This window comes from Erwinia sp. JUb26, assembly GCF_003751505.1.
Taxonomy (GTDB): domain Bacteria; phylum Pseudomonadota; class Gammaproteobacteria; order Enterobacterales; family Enterobacteriaceae; genus Erwinia.
On sequence record NZ_RJVB01000003.1, the window covers coordinates 450,127 to 468,583 of the forward strand.

Here is an 18,457-nt window from a genome sequence, read left to right on the forward strand (position 1 = left end):
CCATCCTCTGCGGCACGCTGTTGTTAATTCCGCAGCGCGGTAAAGGCCTGAATGATCCTGTCTATTTGTTCTTCGCTGTGTGCGGCGTTAACGCTGCAGCGCAGCAGGGTAATACCCGATGGCGCAGCGGGCGGCAGCACCAGGTTGACATACACCCCTCTGTTAATCAGCTCGCGCCAGTAATGCAGACCGTCCTCTTTGGAACCAATCACCACCGGAACGACCGGGCTGATGTGTGCGCCAAGCGTGTAACCCAGTTTTTCCAGCCCCTGATAAAGCCTGGCCGCGTTATTCCATAATTTCACCCGTAATTCAGGGTGTTGGGCAATGATCTTCAGGGAAGCGCGAACCGATGCGATACAGGATGGCGAGGGCGAAGCGGTGAAGATGTAAGGACGACTGCTGTAGCGCAGCACCTCCATTGCCTTGCAGCCTACGGCAAAGCCGCCGATTGACGCCAGGCTTTTACTGAATGTACCCAGTACGATATCCACATCCTGCTCAACGCCCAGTTCCTGCGCCAGACCACGACCGGTCGAGCCCATCACGCCGAAAGAATGCGCTTCGTCCACCAGCAGATAGCCACCGTAACGTCGCTTGATTTCAACAATTTCCACCAGCGGAGCCACATCGCCGAGCATGCTGTAAATCCCCTCCACGATGATGATGGCCGCCTTAGCGCGCTCCTTCAGCCGGACCATGCGCAGCTCCAGGTCCCGGGGATCATTGTGGCGGAAACGTATGATTTGCGCGCCGCCCAGCACGCAGGCATCGTAGATACTGGCGTGGCAGTCCTCATCGATGAGCACGACGGCATTTGGATCGGCCAGCGTGCTGATCACGCCTAAATTCGCGGTATAGCCGGTAGAGAAAACGATGGCGGTAGGGCGGTCAAAAAAAGTGGCCAGCTCCTGTTCCAGAGCCAGATGCGAACCGTAGCTGCCGTTCGCCATACGGGAGCCGGTGGTGCCGGTTCCCTGGCTGGCCAACGCCGCCTGGCCAACCGCAATCGCTTCGGCGTTGAACGTTAAGCCAAGATAGTTATTGGTTCCTGCCAGGATAATTTTACGGTCACCAATGCGGCCTTCTGTTGCCGAATAGACTTCATCAATGCAGGTACCGAAGGGATTAAGGCCAGAGGTTTGAAACTGTTCTCGTTGGTTAGCGAGGCGGGTAAATTTATCATACAGACCCATGTGTGCTCTCCAGATATGAGAATAAGGTTTCCAGCAGCTGCTCCGGCGTTCTGACGTTGAGTAAAATATTCATCGGGATTGAAATATCGAGTTTATCTTCCAGCATCATTAACAGATTCATGACCTGAACGGATTCGAGGCCAAGATCGTTAACCAGATCGCTTTCTTTCTTTATTTCAACATCTTTTGGTGCCATTTCCTGTATGCATTCCAGGATATAGTCCATTAATAATTCACGGTTGCACATAGAAATAAATACCTGTGGTTTGAAGAATTAAAAGAGTCTTTCACGCAGCGCCTGCTCCAGGCTCATCTCAGGCCGCCAGCCAATCGCTTCGGAGAGTCGGCAATAGCTTGCCGACCAGTCGCCAAAGGTTAATTCGCGAACTTTACTGCGGGTTAACATCGGGTCTTTTCGTGCGATGCGATGCAGGAGCGTACTGATATCGGCGGCCACGTTGAGAAGCGGTAAAGGGATGCCGATTAAATGGACGGGTTTTGCACGGATTCTGGAACCTATTTCCTGCAGGCTTTTCCAGCTATATCCTGCATCCGCTCCGTCACACAGTTCGAAGGGTGCTGCTTCTGAGAGGGCAGTCATTAACCACTGATAGACGGCTTCAGCTAAATCGCTGATGTGCAGAAACGACAGTCGGGATTCAGGATTGCCGGTACAGGGAAGGATCCCGCGTAATAGCCAGTTAAATACCGGCTTCAGCTCCCGGTCTCCCGGCCCGTATACCGCGGTCGGGCGAAAAATACCGAGGGAAATATCCGACGCCATGGCGGTTAGCTGCTGCTCGGCTTGAAACTTGGAGTTCGCATACCAGGAAAGCTGCGGGTAGCGCGCGGCAAGCGAAGAGATAAACAAAAATCGCTCGCAGGTGCCGCTCGCTTTGACCGCCTGCATCAGACGCACACTGCCGCTCAGGTTACAGCGGGTGAAAATATCTTCACTGCTGCCCCGGACCTGGCCCGCGCAGTGGACGACGTCATCCGCCCCCCGCACCAGTTCAGCAAGCGCAGCGCTATCCTCCAGTGAACCCTGAATCCAGGTGAGATTATCGGCCGTGGTCTTTTTTGCCTGCCGGGTCAGTCCCCTGACGGCGAAACCCTGTGAGAGTAATTTTTCAACGATGTGCCTGCCGATAAAGCCCGTTACGCCAGTAACGGCTACCGTCCGGCTCATTGTGCATAGCCTGCCAGCCGCATATCCAGGCCCATGGCCTCATTGAGATAGCGCTTTTTCGCCTCTGCACGCGCCGGTTTCCCGGATGACGTGCGAGGAATGCTGTGCGGCGGCAGTAGCTTAACGTCTACCGTGACACCAAATTCACTTTGGATGCGCGAGGTCAGCATATGAATAATCTGACCCCGACGTTCCTCCGAATTGACCCGGCACTGGATCTGCAAAATAATCTTGCCGCCCTCGTCATGATCGCTTGAGGTCACGAAGGCAATGGCATCACCCGTCCGGATTTCCGGTACCGATTCTGCAACGTATTCAATATCCTGCGGCCAGATGTTGCGCCCGCGAATGATAATAAGATCTTTTTTACGGCCGGTAACATACAGCTCGCCGTTGAGCAGATACCCCAAATCGCCGGTATCCATTCTACCCAGAGATTCTATTTTCGACCGCGACTCTGCATCCCTGAAATAGCCACTCATCAGGCTGGGGCCTGAGATCCAGATATGGCCAACCTCACGCTCGGCCAACATTTTTCCGGATTCATTTCGTATTTCGATGCGATGCCCGGGAAGGGCTCTTCCGCAATTGACGAAGGTAACTCGCGCGCGCGTGCTTTTGGAGGGGGCAACGGCTCTGCCCTGATATTCCAGGATCTCGCGATCGACCGTATCGATCATCTGGGCGGAACGATTATCAAAGAAACTGACCGCAAGCGTGTTTTCAGCCAGTCCGTAGCACGGCATCAGCGCCTTGCTATCAAACTGAATTCTGCTGAAGCATTCAGCGAAGCGGTTTAACAACTCTCCCGAAATAGGCTCGGCACCCACGCCCGCCACGCGCCAGCAGGACAGATCCAGATCGGCAATTTCTTTATCACTACAGCGGCGCAGGCATATTTCATAGCCAAAAGGAGGGGCAACGGAGACGGTGCCGCGGTTTTTGCTGATGAGTTTTAGCCACTGCATGGGGCGCATGGCGAAATCCTGCGTGCGTAAATAGTCCACTGACAGCTGGGTTGCCACGGGCGTAAGCAGAAAACCAACCAGGCCCATATCGTGATAAAACGGCAGCCAGGATACGCAGCGATCGCCCGCCTTGAGTTTAATACCGTTCAGGCTGATCGCCTGCAGGTTGGCCATTGCTGAGCGCTGCGTGATAATCACGCCGCGCGGGAAGCGCGTGCTGCCGGAAGTATATTGCAGATAGGCGATATCCTCAGCGAGCGGCGCCTTGAGCTGAACGTCTTTCTCGGGCAGTGCTTCAATATCGGCGTGGGTGAGGATGCGGATTTGCGTGGCTTCACTGTGAACGGGTTGAACGAGCGGCAGCCATTCGTCACTGCTGATAATCGCGGCCGGCCGGCAGCTTTTTAACAGACCCTGAAGCTTGTCGATGTAGGTCGCGCTCTGGCCCATTCCCATTGGTATCGCCAGCGGAACCGCCACCAGTCCCGCATACTGACAGGCAAAAAAAGATTCGACGAAGCCAACGCTGGTTTCAGCAATAAGGGCAACACGGTCACCTTTTTTCAAATCCAACGACAACAAACGCCGCGCTCCCACTCTTGCCCGCTCGCGCAGTTGGCGATATTCCAATGAGGCGATAAGTTGGTTGCGTCGATCGTAGAAGTTCATCCCTGTACTTCCCTGTGCCGCATAGTCCAAAGCTTCAACAAGAGAAGAAAAGTCTGCGTAGCGCATAGGAAGAGAATGCGTAGAGCTTGTTTCGTGCATATACAACCCATTTATAGATGAGAATATCTAACAATAGAAGTGATGACTATTTGCAGGTTTTTATTTGGGTAACATTTTATACAAGCGCATTTTTCATCTCACAAAGTGTCTTTTATTACACGGGTGTTAATTGTTTACAGTATATTCCAATATGCTGTACGAAAACTGACTGGAAGGGGTGAGTGTATCACACTGGCATTATTTCATTTAACCCCGGCGTTAAAATACTGCCACAGACGTTATTTTAAAACCCTTCGTTCTGGAAAATTCACACAAGGACTTCGATGTAGCATTTAGTGTTAAAGCCCTTCCCGTGCTGTGAAGGAGGAATAGCGGATGAAATCAAAAAGCGTGCTCATTTATTTAGTTAAGCTGATAACCGCATAATATGCCTAACGGGATAGAGCAGTTGTTCGTTTAGATAAAACGCTAAAAATTCACTGAGTCGCAATGGTATGTATGATTCACATCGAAAAAGTCAGCAATAAGCGTCAGCTTAAATCCTTTATAGAATTCCCTTCGTCTCTTTTCCAAAATGACCCAAACTGGATTAACCCTTTATATATTGAAAGGTTGGAGCATTTTTCTAAGAAAAATCCGGCTGCTGCGCATATTAAATGGCAGACATGGGTTGCAAAAAAAGAGGGAAAAATTGTGGGCAGAATCTCTGCCCAGGTGGATACCTTACATCGCGAACTGCACGGCGAGGAAACCGGGCATTTTGGCACAATTGATGCCATTGACGACACCGAGGTATTCAGCCGGCTTTTTTCCGCCGCTGAGAACTGGCTGGCGTCTAAAGGCGCCAGAAAAATCTCTGGGCCCTTTAGCCTGAATATTAATCAGGAAAGCGGCCTGCTGATTGAGGGGTTTGATACCCCGCCAAGTGCCATGATGACGCACGGTAAGCCTTACTACGCGGCTCGGGTTGAAGAGCAGGGATACGCGCAGGGCACCGATCTTTTTGCCTATTCGATGCGTCCGTCAGAACTTCACTTTCCGCCTTCACTGGCTAAACTTATGGCTCGTGCGCGAAAAAAAGTGTCCATACGCTGCCTGAATCGCAAAAAATTCAGTGAGGAAATGCAGGTTTTACGCCAGATCTTCAACTCGGCATGGCAAAAAAACTGGGGTTTTGTCCCCTTTACCGAGCATGAATTTGCCGTCATGGGCGAACAGCTCAAGTTCCTGGTCCCGGATGATATGATCTTTATTGCTGAGATTGATTCCGTTCCCGTTGCCTTCATTATTGGGTTACCCAACATCAATGAAGCCACCGCCGATCTCAATGGGCGATTATTCCCGACTGGCTGGATAAAACTCCTGTGGCGACTGAAGGTCAGCGGGGTTCGTTCGGCCAGAGTGCCATTGATGGGCGTCAAGCTGGAACATCAGTTTAGCCGTATTGGGCCGGTGATTGCGTTACTGCTGATTGAAGCCCTGCAAGCCGTGTTTAGCGAAAGGAAGATTGAAACGGTAGAAATGTCATGGATTTTAGAGTCGAATTCCGGGATGCGAAACATTCTGGAAAAAATAGGCGCGGTCCCCTATAAGCGATACCGATTATATGAAAAACAACTTTAGTATCGAAAGGGGTTAACGGGGTCTCGATGTTTTTTGAAAAGAAAAAAGGTATCAGGCACTTTGGTGACAGTATAAAAAACTCTCTGACGGGTCTGTTGAATGCTTTATTAACCGAGTGTTCATTCAGGCAGATTTTTATTTTCTCCGGACTGCTGTTAGTTGCTGCGCTGTATGTCGACGTCACTAAAATTGAGCGCCTCTTTCTGGTCGCCAGCTGCTTTTTATTGCTGGTGGTTGAACTGCTGAATACCGCGATTGAAAGTGCCGTCGATCGCATCTCTCTGGAGTTGCATCCGCTGTCAAAGCGGGCGAAGGATATTGGCGGAGCAGCGCAGTTAGTCACGGTGGTGATGACCGTGACGCTTTGGACAATGATTCTGCTGTAGCGTTTGATATTGCGAAATTTACCCAGTGTTATATCTGGGTTATTTCCTCGGCCGTTCGGCGGAAAGGACAGGATTAATCGCCGCTAATGCCGTTTGCAGAACCTCAGAATAGGGGGCGCGGGCATCAATGTTAACCATGCGTGAGCCATTGTAATTAAGTTGGGTCATGACGCGCGCTTTGTCGCGCAGTTCGTCATAGTTATGGTCGGGTTTACGTGAAAATGCGGTGTCGGCATCAATATCAAGGCGAATAATCAACTGCGGGCGGCACAGCGCCATCTGCTGATACAAGCGCTGCTCACTTCTCGCCAGGCGCGTCATTAACCAACCGCGCGTGCGTTCAATCCCGATGCCGGGGCCGTCATAATAAAATCCTGACACCTCACACTGCGGATAACGGTCGCCGATCACCAGCACACCGCTCTGCGCCCGGCGTTTTGCCTTGTTTAAATTCGATCTTCGCCACAGTGACAGCCCGTACATAATCAGTGCAGCCCAGAGTGCGGGCGCTTTACTGCTCATACGCTGGGTTTTCTCCGATTTTGCCGCCAGTCGCCGCTCAAGCCATATGCCAATCAGCGGCAAACGTTTAATTTTATCTCCATCCTCCCCGGATATGAGTCCCAGGTAGCGGCGCTCAGTGGCACACTGTGAGCTCAGCAGCTGGACTAAATCTGCGGTTAGCGTCGATTTTCCTGTGCCGTCGCAGCCTACCACCGCAATAAGTCCGGGCACGAAGGCGTCCGCAGGCTGAGGGGCCATCTCTGATTTATTATGCATTTTTCTGTAAGCCTGAAAGGGTGGAATGAATCGCCTGCAGCGATCGACCTATAATTATGCTTTCCGCTTCACGGGCATCTAAATCCAGGATTTTTGCGCCGTTAAACGTTAACTGGGGTATTGCCTCGATTTTCTCTCGCAGTGCGGAAAGCGCGTGGTCGGGCTTGCGTAGGTGCGCCGTTTGTTCATCGATGTTCAGGCGGATCAATAAAGCCGGCGGGTATGACGCCATCCAAAGGTAAAGACGCTGCTCGCTTTTTCTCAGCATGCGAATCCAGTAATTACCGCCTTCGGCCTTCGCCAGCTGAGGGCCATCAACGCGAAATCCCGGGGCTTCAGCCTGAGGGTAGCGATCGGTAATTAACAGGCAGCCCTGTTCGGATTTCCTCAGCATGCGGTGGAATTTCACTGCCCGCCAGCAGGAAAGCAGGTAAATCACCAGCGCGGCGATATTGCCCGGGGGGGAAGAAGGGCGGCTATGGACGCGTTCTGAACGGGAAAAGAGATAGTTTCCAATATATGAACCCATAATGGGAAGATTACCGATCCACTTACCGATAAATCCTGAAGATTGCCCCAGATAAACCAGTTCGACCGATCCTTGTGCTGAAAGTCGATTGACCAGATGGGTCGCCAGCGTTGATTTTCCTGCGCCATCGCAGCCGGTAATAGCGATAACGCGCACCGGGGAATGGATAATATCCTTTTTCAATTCTCTCACATTAACAACCCTGTTTTAAAAATATTTTCCACACGGGTAAATTTTCCGATGTCTTTTCTTGCCAAGAATAACAAGCACTATTAGCGACAATCTTCTTTTAAAATGCTATATCCTGAGGCGTTTTCTTAAAAGGGAGTTTATATGAAATCGAATATCAATCCGCCGATTATTGCTATTATTGGCTGCGATGGTTCCGGAAAATCGACAGTTTCTGAACACCTGATTGAGTTTATTAACCAATATGGTGATGCGGTCAGAGTTCATTTAGGAAAACAGGCGGGTAACGTTGAACGTCAGCTGGTTAAACTGCCGCTATTGGGAAAAAAACTGGGTAAAACCATCGATCGAAAAAAACTTAGCGTGGCCAAATCAAAAATTGGCGTGGTTCCTGCGCTGGTAATGATGTTTTTCGTTTTACGGCGGCTATTCCGCTTTCGTCGAATGCTGCGCTTTCATCATCGCGGTTTAATTATCCTGGCGGATCGATTTCCGCAAATCCAAATCCCCGGCGCGTATGATGGGGTGCAATTGCCTGAGCGGATTCCCGGGCGTCCGTTCATTAACTGGCTGGCAGGGTGTGAGCATCAGGCATTTCACTGGATGGCCAGTTACAAACCCGACCTGGTGTTAAAGCTGAATGTTGATATTGATGTTGCCTGCGCACGTAAACCGGACCATCGCCGTGAGTCGCTGGCGAAAAAGGTCGCGGTCACCTCAAAACTGACTTTCCCCGGCTCACAGATTGTCGATATCGACGTTAACCAGCCGCTCGACTGTGTTCTTCCTATTGCCGAGCGAGCCGTAGCGGATTTTATGCAGTCGCGAGGCTATCATCTTCATCCTGCCAGTCAGGATTAGTGGCGTTTATCAAACTGAGTCACCAGCTTCAATGCGACAGCCAATAAAGCCAGCGGCGGGAAAATGGCAGTCAGTGGCGCATTGAAAGAGAATAATAATCCCAGATTAACGATGATTTGATCGCTGACGTAGGTCAGCAGGCCAATAATAGCGCCTGCCGCCAGGCGACTGCCTACACCCGGCGCACGTGGGTTGCTGAAGGTGAAGGGCACGGCAAGTAAAATCATGGCCAGTATCAGAATGGGGCGGCCCAGCTTTTGCCACAGTGCAATTCGGAATTCCAGCTCGGGCTGTTCGGTCGCACGCAGATAGCTGATGTAATGATTAAGCTGTGCAACCGAAAAACTATCGCTCGGCATCATTAACTCCTCCAGACTGGTGTGATTGAAAATTGACTGCCACGGCATGCTGTCATGAAACTGCGACGTCTCGTTGCCGTTTAGCCAGTTTTTTCGATTCACACCATGTAACGTCCAGTTGCCATCATTGCTAACGGTTGCCGTTTTTGCGTAAAGGTAATAATCGAGCGTCAGGTCCTGATGATAACGAAATATCTCAATGCCTGCGGGGCGGTTATATTCATCGAGCGTTTTTATGGTGACAAACTCATTATTCCGCCTCGCCCACAGTGTATTAGCCGAACCGGACGGATTATCACTTCTGGCTTCAGCATTATCTTTTAGCTGCAGCGCCCGCTGCTGAAGAGGTGAAGCCACCCATTCATCCAGAGCGCTCAGCGCGAGGGTAAAAATAAAGCCGGCGCACAGCGTTATCATCGCAATTCTGACAACGGACAGGCCGGAGACGCGCATTGCGGTGAGTTCCAGGCTTTTCGACAGCTGCCCCAGCCCAACAATCCCGCCGAGCAAAGCGATAAAGGGGCCAAGATCGATCAGGCAGCGGGGCAGCTTCATCAACACCACCATCAGTGCCTGCGTCCAGTGATACCCGCCTGAACTGACATCATCCAGCTCATTAATAAAGTCAAACGTCGAAAAGAGAGGGATTAGCAACGCGGCCGCGGCAGTGAAGCCGAGGAAAATATTTTTAATCAGATAACGGCTAAAAATGTTCACCGGAAGAATTTCTGCAGCAGCGATGTCTGATGGGCAACCAGCGCCATAAACACCAGCAGCATCATCAGGGGAACCGTCCACACCCCGGGGAAAGGGGGAATAATATTGCTGGCCACCAGCGAGCGGCTGATGTTGCCGGCATAAAAGATTAAAACAAACAGCACGGCTAACGGTAACAGGGTGGCAAAGCGACCCTGGCGTGGGCGTGTCCGGCTTAACGGAATGACCAGCATCGCTATTAATAACGCGCTGATACCCCGGCTTTCCCGCCACTGAAGTTCGGCGGTATCGGCGGGATCGCGAGAATCAGACAGTTCCGCCATCGATGCCGACTTACTTTTCAGTTCGCTACTGGGCTTTATCGGTTTGGGATGCAGATTAAAGTTAGTGTAGGTTTGTGCATTATCGTCCGATCCTTTCCGGTCAAGCCGATAGGCCGTTCCACTATGGAGAGTCACCGCTGGTGATGATGCCGCCGGATTGGTAACCTGAAGCGTGTGTGACCGGAATAAAAAGGTATTGCTGCCGGACGAGCTGTAAATCAGCACGTCCGAAAGATGGTTGCTGGCCCGATCGATTTTATCGCTCAAAATCATTCTGCCGCTATCGTTGAGATTAAACTTTTTTTCCTGCAGATGGCTGACATCTAATTCAGACTGCGCCTGCTGTTTGAGCTGAAATATTTGCGCGTAGGCCCAGGGACGGGCGTACATGGAAAGTAAAGTCACCACAATACCTAAAGGTATGGCCAGGTACATTATCGCTTTATAAATCCGTAGCGGGCTGATGCCTGATGCCAGCGCGGCGGTGATTTCAGAATCGTTATAAAGCTGACCAAGCGCAACGGCGACGGAAACATAGAGCCCGACGGGGATCAGCATTTCCAGCGCAATCAGAATTTTATAGAAAACAATCGACATCACCGACTGTAGCGCCAGCGTGCCGTTGGCGGCATCGGTCAGATAGCGTTGGGTCGAATAGCTGGCGAAGATAAAAATCAGGAAACCAATAATGGTCATCACCAGTCGACGTGTTTCAGTCATGATGTAGCGTTCGAACACAAACATAAATATGAAAACCCTACATCAGTCTGAATAATAATGGTGTTTTACGGCCCGCCAGATTAATAGTTCCGTTTCGTTATCGTCTTGCAGATCCGTGCTATTGCCCCGGAGTGACAGAAAGCAAAAAGCCCGCCGGAATTCCCGACGGGCTCAGGTTATTAGACGCGAAACGGCTGCGGCTGCCGTTTATAAAGACGCCATCACGTCGTTGCGTAATTTACTGATGTGATTGCGGATGGAGGCCAGGCTTTTCTCCCGGTCGCCTTCGCGCATGGCGGTCAGCAGATCGAGATGTTCGGTGTGATTCTCGCTCTGGCGGTGCAGCGGACTGTGCAGGCGGAACAGGCGCACGTTCACCCGCAGCCCCTTTAATACCCCGGCCAGCACCACGTTGCCGCTGGCTTCCGCAATGGTGTTATGCAGCTTCTCGTCGTAGCGCCAGAAAAGATGCTCCTCGTCGGCCTTCATCAGTTCGTGCAGTTCGGCGATCAGCGCGTCCAGGGTTGGCGTGCCGATTTTATCCAGCGCCTTGCCCACCGCTTCAACTTCCAGCAACTCGCGCAGCGCCATGGTGTCCAGATACTCTTTGATATCCACCGAGCGAACGGTATATGAACGTGCGCCGCGGCGCTCCAGCAGGTTTTCCCCGGCCAGCCTGACCAGCGCTTCACGCATTGGCGTGCGTGAAACCTGCAGCTCATCGGCTAGGCGCGACTCCGACATTTCGCTGCTGCCCGGAATTTTACGCTCAAGAATTAACTCTTTCAGTAATACATAGACCTGCTCAGACAGGCTGGCCGATTTCATATACAACGGTTTTGACGCCATAATTGCCGCCAGCGTATGGTCCTGATAGTCAGTCATCTTCACGCAGTTTCCAGTAGTTAATTCCGCCGCTAGTTTACCGAATTATCGTTCCGATGGGAAAGGAACCGCACAGGCGAGGAAACGCCCGTTGCCCGCCACGCCACTGAACTGATTATCGGCCCAGACCGCCACGCCTTGTGACAGGGTTACCGCAGGCCAGGCCTGAACCTCTTTCCCTTCATACGGTGTGTGGTCGGCGTTGGTGTGCAGCATGGCGCTGCCGATCGTTTTCGGCGTTTGCGTATCCCAGATCACCAGATCGGCATCGGATCCGGGGGCGAGCGTGCCCTTCTGCGGATAGAGGCCGTACAGCTTCGCCGGAGCGGTGGCAGTTAAATCGACAAAGCGCTGCGCAGACAGGCGATTTTTCAGCACGCCTTCGCTCATCAACAGCGGCATGCGCGTTTCCAGCCCGGCGATGCCGTTTGGCACCAGATCGAAAGAAGCATTTTCGCCGTGCAGCTTTTTACCGCTGGCATCGTTATTAAACGGGCAGTGGTCCGAAGAAAAAATGGTGAAGGTGCCGTTGGCCAGCGCCGTCCACACCGCGTTCTGGCTGTCGGTATCGCGCGGCGGCGGACTGCAAATGCATTTCGCACCGTGGAAGCTGTCATCAATCCCGAGGTCTTCCGCCGTCAGGAACAGGTACTGCGGACAGGTTTCCGAGAAAATATGCATGCCCTGGCCGCGCGCCCAGTAGATTTGCTCAATCGCCGCCCGGCTGGAGACGTGCACCAGCAGGATCGGTACATCGACCAGTTCGGCCAGTGAAATCGCGCGGTGGGTGGCCTCGCGTTCGCCGATCGGCGAGTGGGCGAGGGCATGATAGCGCGGGGCGATTTTTCCCTGCTTCTTCAGCCGCTCGGTCAGCCAGTTAATACAGTCATCATTCTCCGCATGGATCATCGAAATCGCGCCCAATTCGCGGGCGGCATCCAGCACATCCAGAATATGGTGATCCGACAGTTTCAGCGCCTCATAGGTCATATAGATCTTAAATGAGGTGTAGCCCTGGGCGATCATGGCCGGCAGCTCGGCAATCACCGCCGGGTTGGCATCGGTAATAATGAGATGGAAGGCGTAGTCAATGCAGGCCTTACCTTCGGCGCGTCGATGGTAGTCGTTAACGGCATCCTGCAGGCTCTGCCCCTTAAACTGCATGGCAAACGGAATCACCGTGGTAGTGCCCCCGCAGGCGGCAGAGCGCGTTCCGCTGTTAAAGTCGTCGGCGCCGACTGAGCCATCGGTAGAGGGCTGGTCGAGATGGCAGTGCGCATCCACGCCGCCCGGCGTGACCATCCGCCCGGCGGCATCAATCACCTGGCGCGCGTCTTCGCCATTCAGCCCGGCAGCAATCATGCTGATTTTGCCGTCGCGGATGCCGATATCGCCGTGATAACGGTCGGCGGCGGTAATGATATCGGCATTTTTCACAATCAGATCGAACGTGCTCATCGCTGTGTCTCCTTAGCCAGCGCGGCGCTGGTGTCGGTTAACGGGGCCTTTTTCGCCGGGCGGCTGTGCTGGGTGCTCTGATATGCCTTCGCGTAGTGCAGCTCGATGCGCCGCTGAATAAAGTCCCACAGCGTGGTGAGGATCAGGTAGTAGGTCGCCGCCACCATAAACAGCTCCAGCACCATAAACTGCTCCTGCATCAGGATCTGCGTGCGGCGCAGCAGCTCCTCCATTGAAATCACCGAGGCTATCGAGGTGGTTTTCAGCAGGCCGTTAAAACTGTTCCCCAGCGACGGCAGGATCAGCCGCATGGTCTGCGGGAAAATCACGTAGCGCGCCACGCCGGCGTGGTTGAAGCCCAGCGCCCTTGCCGCATTGATTTGCCCCTTCGGCAATGCCTGCACGCCGCCGCGAATAATCTCCGCCAGATAGGCCGCCTCATTCAGCACCAGCCCGGTGATCACCGCTTCGATCACCGTAAAGCGAATGCCGATCTGCGGCAGGCCGGTGTAGATAATAATCAGCTGCACCAGCAGCGGCGTACCGCGGAAAATCCAGATATAGGTACGCGCTAACTGATTAACCCAGGACCAGGGCGACAGCCTGGCGAAGGCCAGCACCACACCCAGTACCAGCCCACCCGCCATTCCAGCCAGGGTTAACAGGACGGTATTCACCGCCCCAAGGAAAATGAAATAGTTGGTGAGATAATGGAAGTAGCCTTCCCAGCTCCAGCCCTGAATCATAGTGAGAGTTCCTGTGGTTTAAGAGGAGGGGCCCTGAACGCTAAAGTTCCCGGGGATCATTTCCGCGCCGTATTTCTTAAACAGCGCAGGCAGGCTGCCGTCGGCATTCATCTTATTCAGCGCATCGGCGGCGGCGGCGGCCAGCTTCGGATCTTTAAAGGCGATCGCCACCGGGGTTGGCTCCAGGCCCGAAATCACCTGCTTAAACATCCCTTTGTGCTGATAGTCGGCGGCCACGGCGTCAATACTGATCACCGCATTCACCTGGCCTGCGCGCAGCGCCTGGAAGGCGACCGTGAAGTTGTCGAAGGTATGGATATCAACCGGTTTGAGGTTTTTGGCCACCAGCTGCTGACTGATTTTGCGGATGGTGGTTTCTTCAAAGCCGCCCAGCTCCACGCCCACGCTTTTCCCGGCCAGATCTTCAACTTTGGTGATTTTCCCTGCATCGGCAGGCGGGGTAGAAATACTCACGGCCTGGCTTTCATACGGGATCATGTACATCATTTTGGCGCGTGCCGGGGTGAAGAAAATGCCGGTATTGATCATATCCCAGCGGCCGCCCTGCAGGCCGGGCACCATCGCCGAGAACTCAATGCGGGTGTAATCGGCTTTCAGGCACAGGCGTTTGGCAATCTCCTCGCCCATCTCAATGCGCATGCCCTTTAACTTGCCTTCACCGTCGACGTACTGCAGCGGCGGCAGCGTTGGGTTGGTAGACATTTTCAGTTCGCCTGAGGTGACCAGGCTGGCTCCCTGCGGTGCCGTACAGTCGGCGAAGCAGCTGCCGGACAGCAGCGTTAACGCGGCTAATAAGGTTAATTTGGCGTTCATGGTGATTCTCCGGGTGTCAATTCAGGCCAGTGATTAATGCTGGAAGCTGTTCAGCACGTTTAGTTTTTCTAATTCATGACGTAAAACATGATGCAGGTCGTCGGCCAGCGGCAGGCGCGGCGCGCGCGGGATGCCGACCTCCAGCCCAATCATCGACAGACCGGCCTTGCTGGCGGCCACGTAGTGCGGTCCGCCGACGGCGCGCACCACCGGCAGGATCTGGTGATACAGGGCGAGGGCCGCGTCGCGATCCAGGCGATCCGCCGCGACTTCAAACATCTGCGCGCACTGCGACGGCAGCAGATTAGAGGCCACGGCCACCCAGCCGCAGGCGCCCAGCCAGAAGGATTCGTAGCCGAGGATCCCGGCAAAGACGTTCATCCGATCGCCGCACAGCTCGATAATGTCGCGAACGCGGGTCACTTCCAGCGTGGATTCCTTGATGTAGCTGACGGTGTCGATCTGCGACAGGCGGGCGACGGTTTTCGGCAGCAGGTCAACGTTGGCGGTGGCCGGATTGTTGTAAATCATGATCGGAATGGAGATCGCTTCCCCGACCGCGCGATAGTGGGCAAACAGTTCGTCTTCGTTCGGGCAGCTGTAGAACGGTGGAATGATCATTACCCCGTCGGCACCCATATTTTCCGCTTCTTTGCTCAGCTCAACGCACTCCGGGGTCCACTCGGCACCGGTCCCCATCAGCACCGGCACGCGCCCGTTTGCGGTGCAAATCACCGTTTCGGTGACCAGTTGGCGCTCTTCACGGCTCATCGATAAAAATTCGCCGGTGCTGCCGAGTGGAATAAGCCCATGAATTCCCTGTTCAATTTGCCAGTTAACCAGTTTTTTCAAAGCTGGCACATCTATTGCTGAACCATCAGGGGTAAAGGGGGTAATCAATACCGTGTAAGTGCCGCGAAACGTAGACATGCTGAGTTCCTTGAGAAAGTTCTTGATGAACACCGTTTGTATACCGTATACGTACTGTATACGTATACGATGTCGGAGCACAAGATCTGTGGAACTAAAATCTCAAGATATCAGCCAGAGTGCGGAAACCCGGACCATCTGGTTTGATGGCCAGGCCGTGCAGGCTCTGGCTTCAGAGACGATCGCGGCCGCCCTGGCCCGCAGCAATATCGTGGCGCTGCGCGAAAATACCCAGGGTGAGAAGCGCGGATTGTGGTGCGGGATGGGATCCTGCTATGAATGCGTGGTGGAGGTGGACGGCAAAGGATCGCAGCGCAGCTGCATGACGCTGGTCGAGCAGGGGATGCAGATTCACAGCCGTCGTTCGGACGATCGCACACCTCAGCCGCTGGCGTCGGCACCCGCGACCACTGAACCCGCGGAAACCGTCTGCGATCTGCTGGTGCTGGGCGCCGGGCCCGCCGGACTTTCCGCCGCACTGACGGCGGCGCAGGCCGGGGCAGCGGTTATCGTCATCGATGAGCGACCGCAGAGCGGCGGGCAGTTTTTTAAGCCGCTGGCACCTTCCCATATTCTGCACGGCAACATGCCGCCGCAGTGGCGGGACGGCGAAAAGCTGCTGACCGACGCCGTCGCAGCGGGCGTCACCGTGGTTCAGCAGGCTACCGTCTGGGCGGCCTTCTCCGTGAATGAAATCGCCGTGATTGTTAACGGTCAGACGCGGCTGTTTCGCCCCAGGCAGCTGATTATTGCCACCGGTGCTTACGAACGCCCCGTGCCGTTTCCCGGCTGGACGCTGCCGGGCGTGATGACCACCGGAGCCGGACAAACGCTGGCTAAAGCCTATCGCGTGATCCCCGGTAGCCGGGTGGTGGTCAGCGGCAACGGCCCGCTGAACCTGCAGTTTGCCGCCGACCTGCTGGAAAGCCAGGGTTCGGTGGTGGAAGTGCTGGAGCGCGCGCCGAAACCCGGACTGAAGCATTTTCGCCAGATCTTCACCATGCTGCAGGCGGCCCCCGAACTGCTGTGGAAGGGGCGGCATTACCTTGGCGTATTGAAAAAGCATCGCGTGCCGCTCCGCTGGGGCTATGAGGTGGTGGCCGCGCACGGGCAGAATCGCCTGGAGCGGATCACCGTGATGCGCGTTGACGCGAACGGGCAGCGCATTGCCGGTTCCCGCCGGGAAATCGACTGTGATGTGCTCTGCCTGGGCCACGGCTTTATCCCTTCTACCGATCTTGCCCGTATGCTCGGCTGCGAACAGCAGCTCTCTTCCACGCCCTTCAGTACCCCGACGATAAAAACCGATCCGAACGGTGCCACCAGCGTTGGCGGCGTTTACGTGGTGGGCGACGGCGCAAAGCTGGGCGGCGCGCAGGTGGCGCAGGCCCGGGGTCGGCTGGCAGGTATCGCCGCCGCTGCCGCGCTGGGCAAAACGGTCAGCCCTCAGGATATTCCCACCCTCACATCCCGCCTCACGCAGGCCGAAGATTTTCAGCGCGCGCTGTGGCAGGTTTATCAGGCACCCGCCGTCAGCCTGGCCTCGCTGGAAGACGAAACGGTGATCTGCCGCTGTGAAAATATCACCCTCGGCAGCCTGCGCCGCGCCATCAGCCAGGGGATCGACACGCCCGCCGCGCTGAAGCGCAACCTGCGCAGCGGCATGGGGCTGTGCCAGGGGCGTACCTGTTCCGGAATGGTGGCGCAGCTGGTGGAAGAGATGACCGGCCGCCAAAACACCGTCAGCGGATTTTATGCTCCCCGTTTCCCCGTTCGTCCTGTCCCGATAGCCGCCCTTGCCTTTGAAAAGCCGGAATGGGGCGGGCACAAACCCGCCATCACGCCCAACCTTGCCCGGCCGGTAGAGCAGGCGGCGCTGCCGTTGCAAAAAACCGACATCCTGGTGATTGGCGGCGGCGTGATGGGCAACTGCCTCGGTTATTACCTCGCGGCGGGCGGTGCGGACGTACTGGTGGTCGAACGTGACGACATCAATTTGCAGGCGTCCGGTGCTAACGCGGGCAGCCTGCACGTCCAGCTGCTGTCATTTGATTTTGGCAGCAAGGCGCAGGAGGGCGGTGGACCGGCGGCGCAGACGCTGCCGCTGGGGCCTGTTTCGGTCAGGCTCTGGCAGGCGCTGGAGCACGCCAGCGGCGAATCGCTGGAGATCAAAATCACCGGCGGGCTGATGGTGGCCGAAACGGAACAGGACATGCGCTTTCTGGAGCAGAAAATCGCTCTGGAGCGCCGCTACGGTATTGAAACCGAGCTGGTGGATGCCGCCCAGCTCAGCCGGATTTCCCCACACCTGTCACCGGACCTGCTCGGCGCGGAGTTTTGCCCGATGGAAGGCAAAATCAACCCGCTGCGGGCTACCTACGTGGTCAACCGGCTGGCAACCGCTGCCGGGGCCCGATTCCAGCGCGGGACCGACGTGCAGGCCATCGAACCGCTGCCGCACGGCGGCTACCGGGTACAAACCAGCCGCGGGGTGATTGAAGCCGGGCGGGTGATCAACGCCGCCGGAGCCTGGGCGGCCAAAGTGGCTGAAATGGTCGATGTTGCGCTGCCGGTGAAAGGCGCGCCGCTGCAAATGATCGTCACCGAACAGTCCGCGCCGCGTATTGACCACCTGATCGCCCACGCGGGCCGCCACCTGAGCCTGAAGCAGACCGCGCACGGCAGCATCCTGATCGGCGGCGGCTGGAGCGCCGGATTCAACCCCGATATGCGCATGAACCAGTCACTGCGCGCCAGCATCGAAGGCAACCTGTGGGTGGCCGGAAAAGTGCTGCCCGCCCTGAACAGTCTGCATATGGTGCGCAGCTGGGCGGGCATGAACATCAATATCGATGGTGCACCGATCGTCGGTGAAGTTCCCGGCAAAGCGGGCTTTTACCACGCGGTCACCTCTAACGGCTACACGCTCGCACCGGTCGTTGCCTGGAGCCTGTCACAGCTGATTTTGCAGGGCCGCAGCGAGATCGATCTTGCGCCCTATACGATTTCCCGATTCCACTGATAATAAGGACCGC

The 18,457-nt window shown here is 55.0% G+C and carries 17 protein-coding genes; 4 read left to right on the forward strand and 13 right to left on the reverse strand.

Annotated features, from left to right (window positions below; all coding sequences use genetic code 11):
• Positions 1 to 23: 23 nt before the first annotated feature.
• The 4 genes from EC836_RS10790 to EC836_RS10805 are packed head-to-tail and all read right to left on the reverse strand — an operon-like array spanning position 24 to position 4,121.
• Positions 24 to 1,196 carry an aminotransferase class I/II-fold pyridoxal phosphate-dependent enzyme gene (locus EC836_RS10790; protein WP_123332879.1) on the reverse strand — a complete coding sequence of 391 codons (1,173 nt, stop codon included), beginning with the start codon at positions 1,194 to 1,196 and terminating at the stop codon, positions 24 to 26.
• Positions 1,183 to 1,443 carry an acyl carrier protein gene (locus EC836_RS10795; protein ID WP_123332881.1) on the reverse strand — a complete coding sequence of 87 codons (261 nt, stop codon included), beginning with the start codon at positions 1,441 to 1,443 and terminating at the stop codon, positions 1,183 to 1,185. Before EC836_RS10795 ends, EC836_RS10790 begins: the two co-directional genes overlap by 14 nt.
• A gap of 27 nt (positions 1,444 to 1,470) precedes the next feature.
• Positions 1,471 to 2,385: an NAD(P)-dependent oxidoreductase gene (locus tag EC836_RS10800; protein WP_123332883.1), complete on the reverse strand. Its 915-nt coding sequence runs from the start codon at positions 2,383 to 2,385 to the stop codon at positions 1,471 to 1,473.
• Entirely contained in the window at positions 2,382 to 4,121 is a 1,740-nt protein-coding gene (locus EC836_RS10805) for a fatty acyl-AMP ligase (protein ID WP_199735114.1), read from the reverse strand. The genes EC836_RS10800 and EC836_RS10805 overlap by 4 nt, the downstream gene beginning before the upstream one ends.
• 459 nt (positions 4,122 to 4,580) lie before the next feature.
• Between EC836_RS10805 and EC836_RS10810 the strand changes: the two genes are divergently transcribed.
• A complete protein-coding gene (locus EC836_RS10810) occupies positions 4,581 to 5,705 on the forward strand; it encodes an N-acetyltransferase (RefSeq protein WP_123332887.1) in 1,125 nt (374 codons plus the stop codon).
• A gap of 26 nt (positions 5,706 to 5,731) precedes the next feature.
• Entirely contained in the window at positions 5,732 to 6,091 is a 360-nt protein-coding gene (locus tag EC836_RS10815; protein ID WP_123332889.1) for a diacylglycerol kinase, read from the forward strand.
• Between the two features lie 39 nt (positions 6,092 to 6,130).
• Here EC836_RS10815 and EC836_RS10820 read toward each other — a convergent pair whose 3' ends face one another.
• Both EC836_RS10820 and EC836_RS10825 read right to left on the reverse strand, forming a co-directional pair.
• Positions 6,131 to 6,871 carry a hypothetical protein gene (locus EC836_RS10820; protein WP_123332891.1) on the reverse strand — a complete coding sequence of 247 codons (741 nt, stop codon included), beginning with the start codon at positions 6,869 to 6,871 and terminating at the stop codon, positions 6,131 to 6,133.
• Positions 6,864 to 7,592: a hypothetical protein gene (locus tag EC836_RS10825; protein WP_233599230.1), complete on the reverse strand. Its 729-nt coding sequence runs from the start codon at positions 7,590 to 7,592 to the stop codon at positions 6,864 to 6,866. Before EC836_RS10825 ends, EC836_RS10820 begins: the two co-directional genes overlap by 8 nt.
• A 141-nt stretch (positions 7,593 to 7,733) precedes the next feature.
• Here EC836_RS10825 and EC836_RS10830 point away from each other — a divergent pair, with 141 nt between their 5' ends.
• The gene (locus EC836_RS10830; protein WP_123332893.1) at positions 7,734 to 8,450 is read left to right on the forward strand and encodes a thymidylate kinase; all 717 of its coding nucleotides are present in this window, start codon (positions 7,734 to 7,736) and stop codon (positions 8,448 to 8,450) included.
• On the opposite strand, the gene lptG is transcribed toward EC836_RS10830, so the two are convergent.
• From lptG to EC836_RS10865, 7 genes are all read right to left on the reverse strand, one after another.
• A complete protein-coding gene (gene lptG / locus EC836_RS10835) occupies positions 8,447 to 9,526 on the reverse strand; it encodes an LPS export ABC transporter permease LptG (protein WP_123332895.1) in 1,080 nt (359 codons plus the stop codon). The genes EC836_RS10830 and lptG overlap by 4 nt on opposite strands.
• On the reverse strand, positions 9,523 to 10,593 hold the full coding sequence (gene lptF / locus EC836_RS10840) for an LPS export ABC transporter permease LptF (RefSeq protein ID WP_123332897.1): 1,071 nt from the start codon (positions 10,591 to 10,593) through the stop codon (positions 9,523 to 9,525). The genes lptG and lptF overlap by 4 nt, the downstream gene beginning before the upstream one ends.
• A gap of 183 nt (positions 10,594 to 10,776) precedes the next feature.
• Positions 10,777 to 11,454, reverse strand: a complete 678-nt coding sequence (locus tag EC836_RS10845; protein WP_123332899.1) for a GntR family transcriptional regulator — start codon at positions 11,452 to 11,454, stop codon at positions 10,777 to 10,779.
• 45 nt (positions 11,455 to 11,499) lie between these two features.
• Positions 11,500 to 12,912: a dihydropyrimidinase gene (hydA, locus tag EC836_RS10850; protein WP_123332901.1), complete on the reverse strand. Its 1,413-nt coding sequence runs from the start codon at positions 12,910 to 12,912 to the stop codon at positions 11,500 to 11,502.
• Positions 12,909 to 13,658 (reverse strand): amino acid ABC transporter permease, encoded by a 750-nt coding sequence (locus EC836_RS10855; RefSeq protein WP_233599232.1) that lies wholly within the window; start codon positions 13,656 to 13,658, stop codon positions 12,909 to 12,911. The genes hydA and EC836_RS10855 overlap by 4 nt, the downstream gene beginning before the upstream one ends.
• A gap of 18 nt (positions 13,659 to 13,676) precedes the next feature.
• Entirely contained in the window at positions 13,677 to 14,492 is an 816-nt protein-coding gene (locus tag EC836_RS10860; protein ID WP_123332903.1) for an ABC transporter substrate-binding protein, read from the reverse strand.
• A 33-nt stretch (positions 14,493 to 14,525) separates the two neighbouring features.
• Positions 14,526 to 15,422: a dihydrodipicolinate synthase family protein gene (locus EC836_RS10865; RefSeq protein WP_123332905.1), complete on the reverse strand. Its 897-nt coding sequence runs from the start codon at positions 15,420 to 15,422 to the stop codon at positions 14,526 to 14,528.
• An 88-nt stretch (positions 15,423 to 15,510) separates the two neighbouring features.
• Here EC836_RS10865 and EC836_RS10870 point away from each other — a divergent pair, with 88 nt between their 5' ends.
• Positions 15,511 to 18,444, forward strand: coding sequence for an FAD-dependent oxidoreductase (locus tag EC836_RS10870; RefSeq protein WP_199735116.1), 2,934 nt, complete (start codon positions 15,511 to 15,513; stop codon positions 18,442 to 18,444).
• The last annotated feature ends 13 nt before the right edge of the window (positions 18,445 to 18,457 follow it).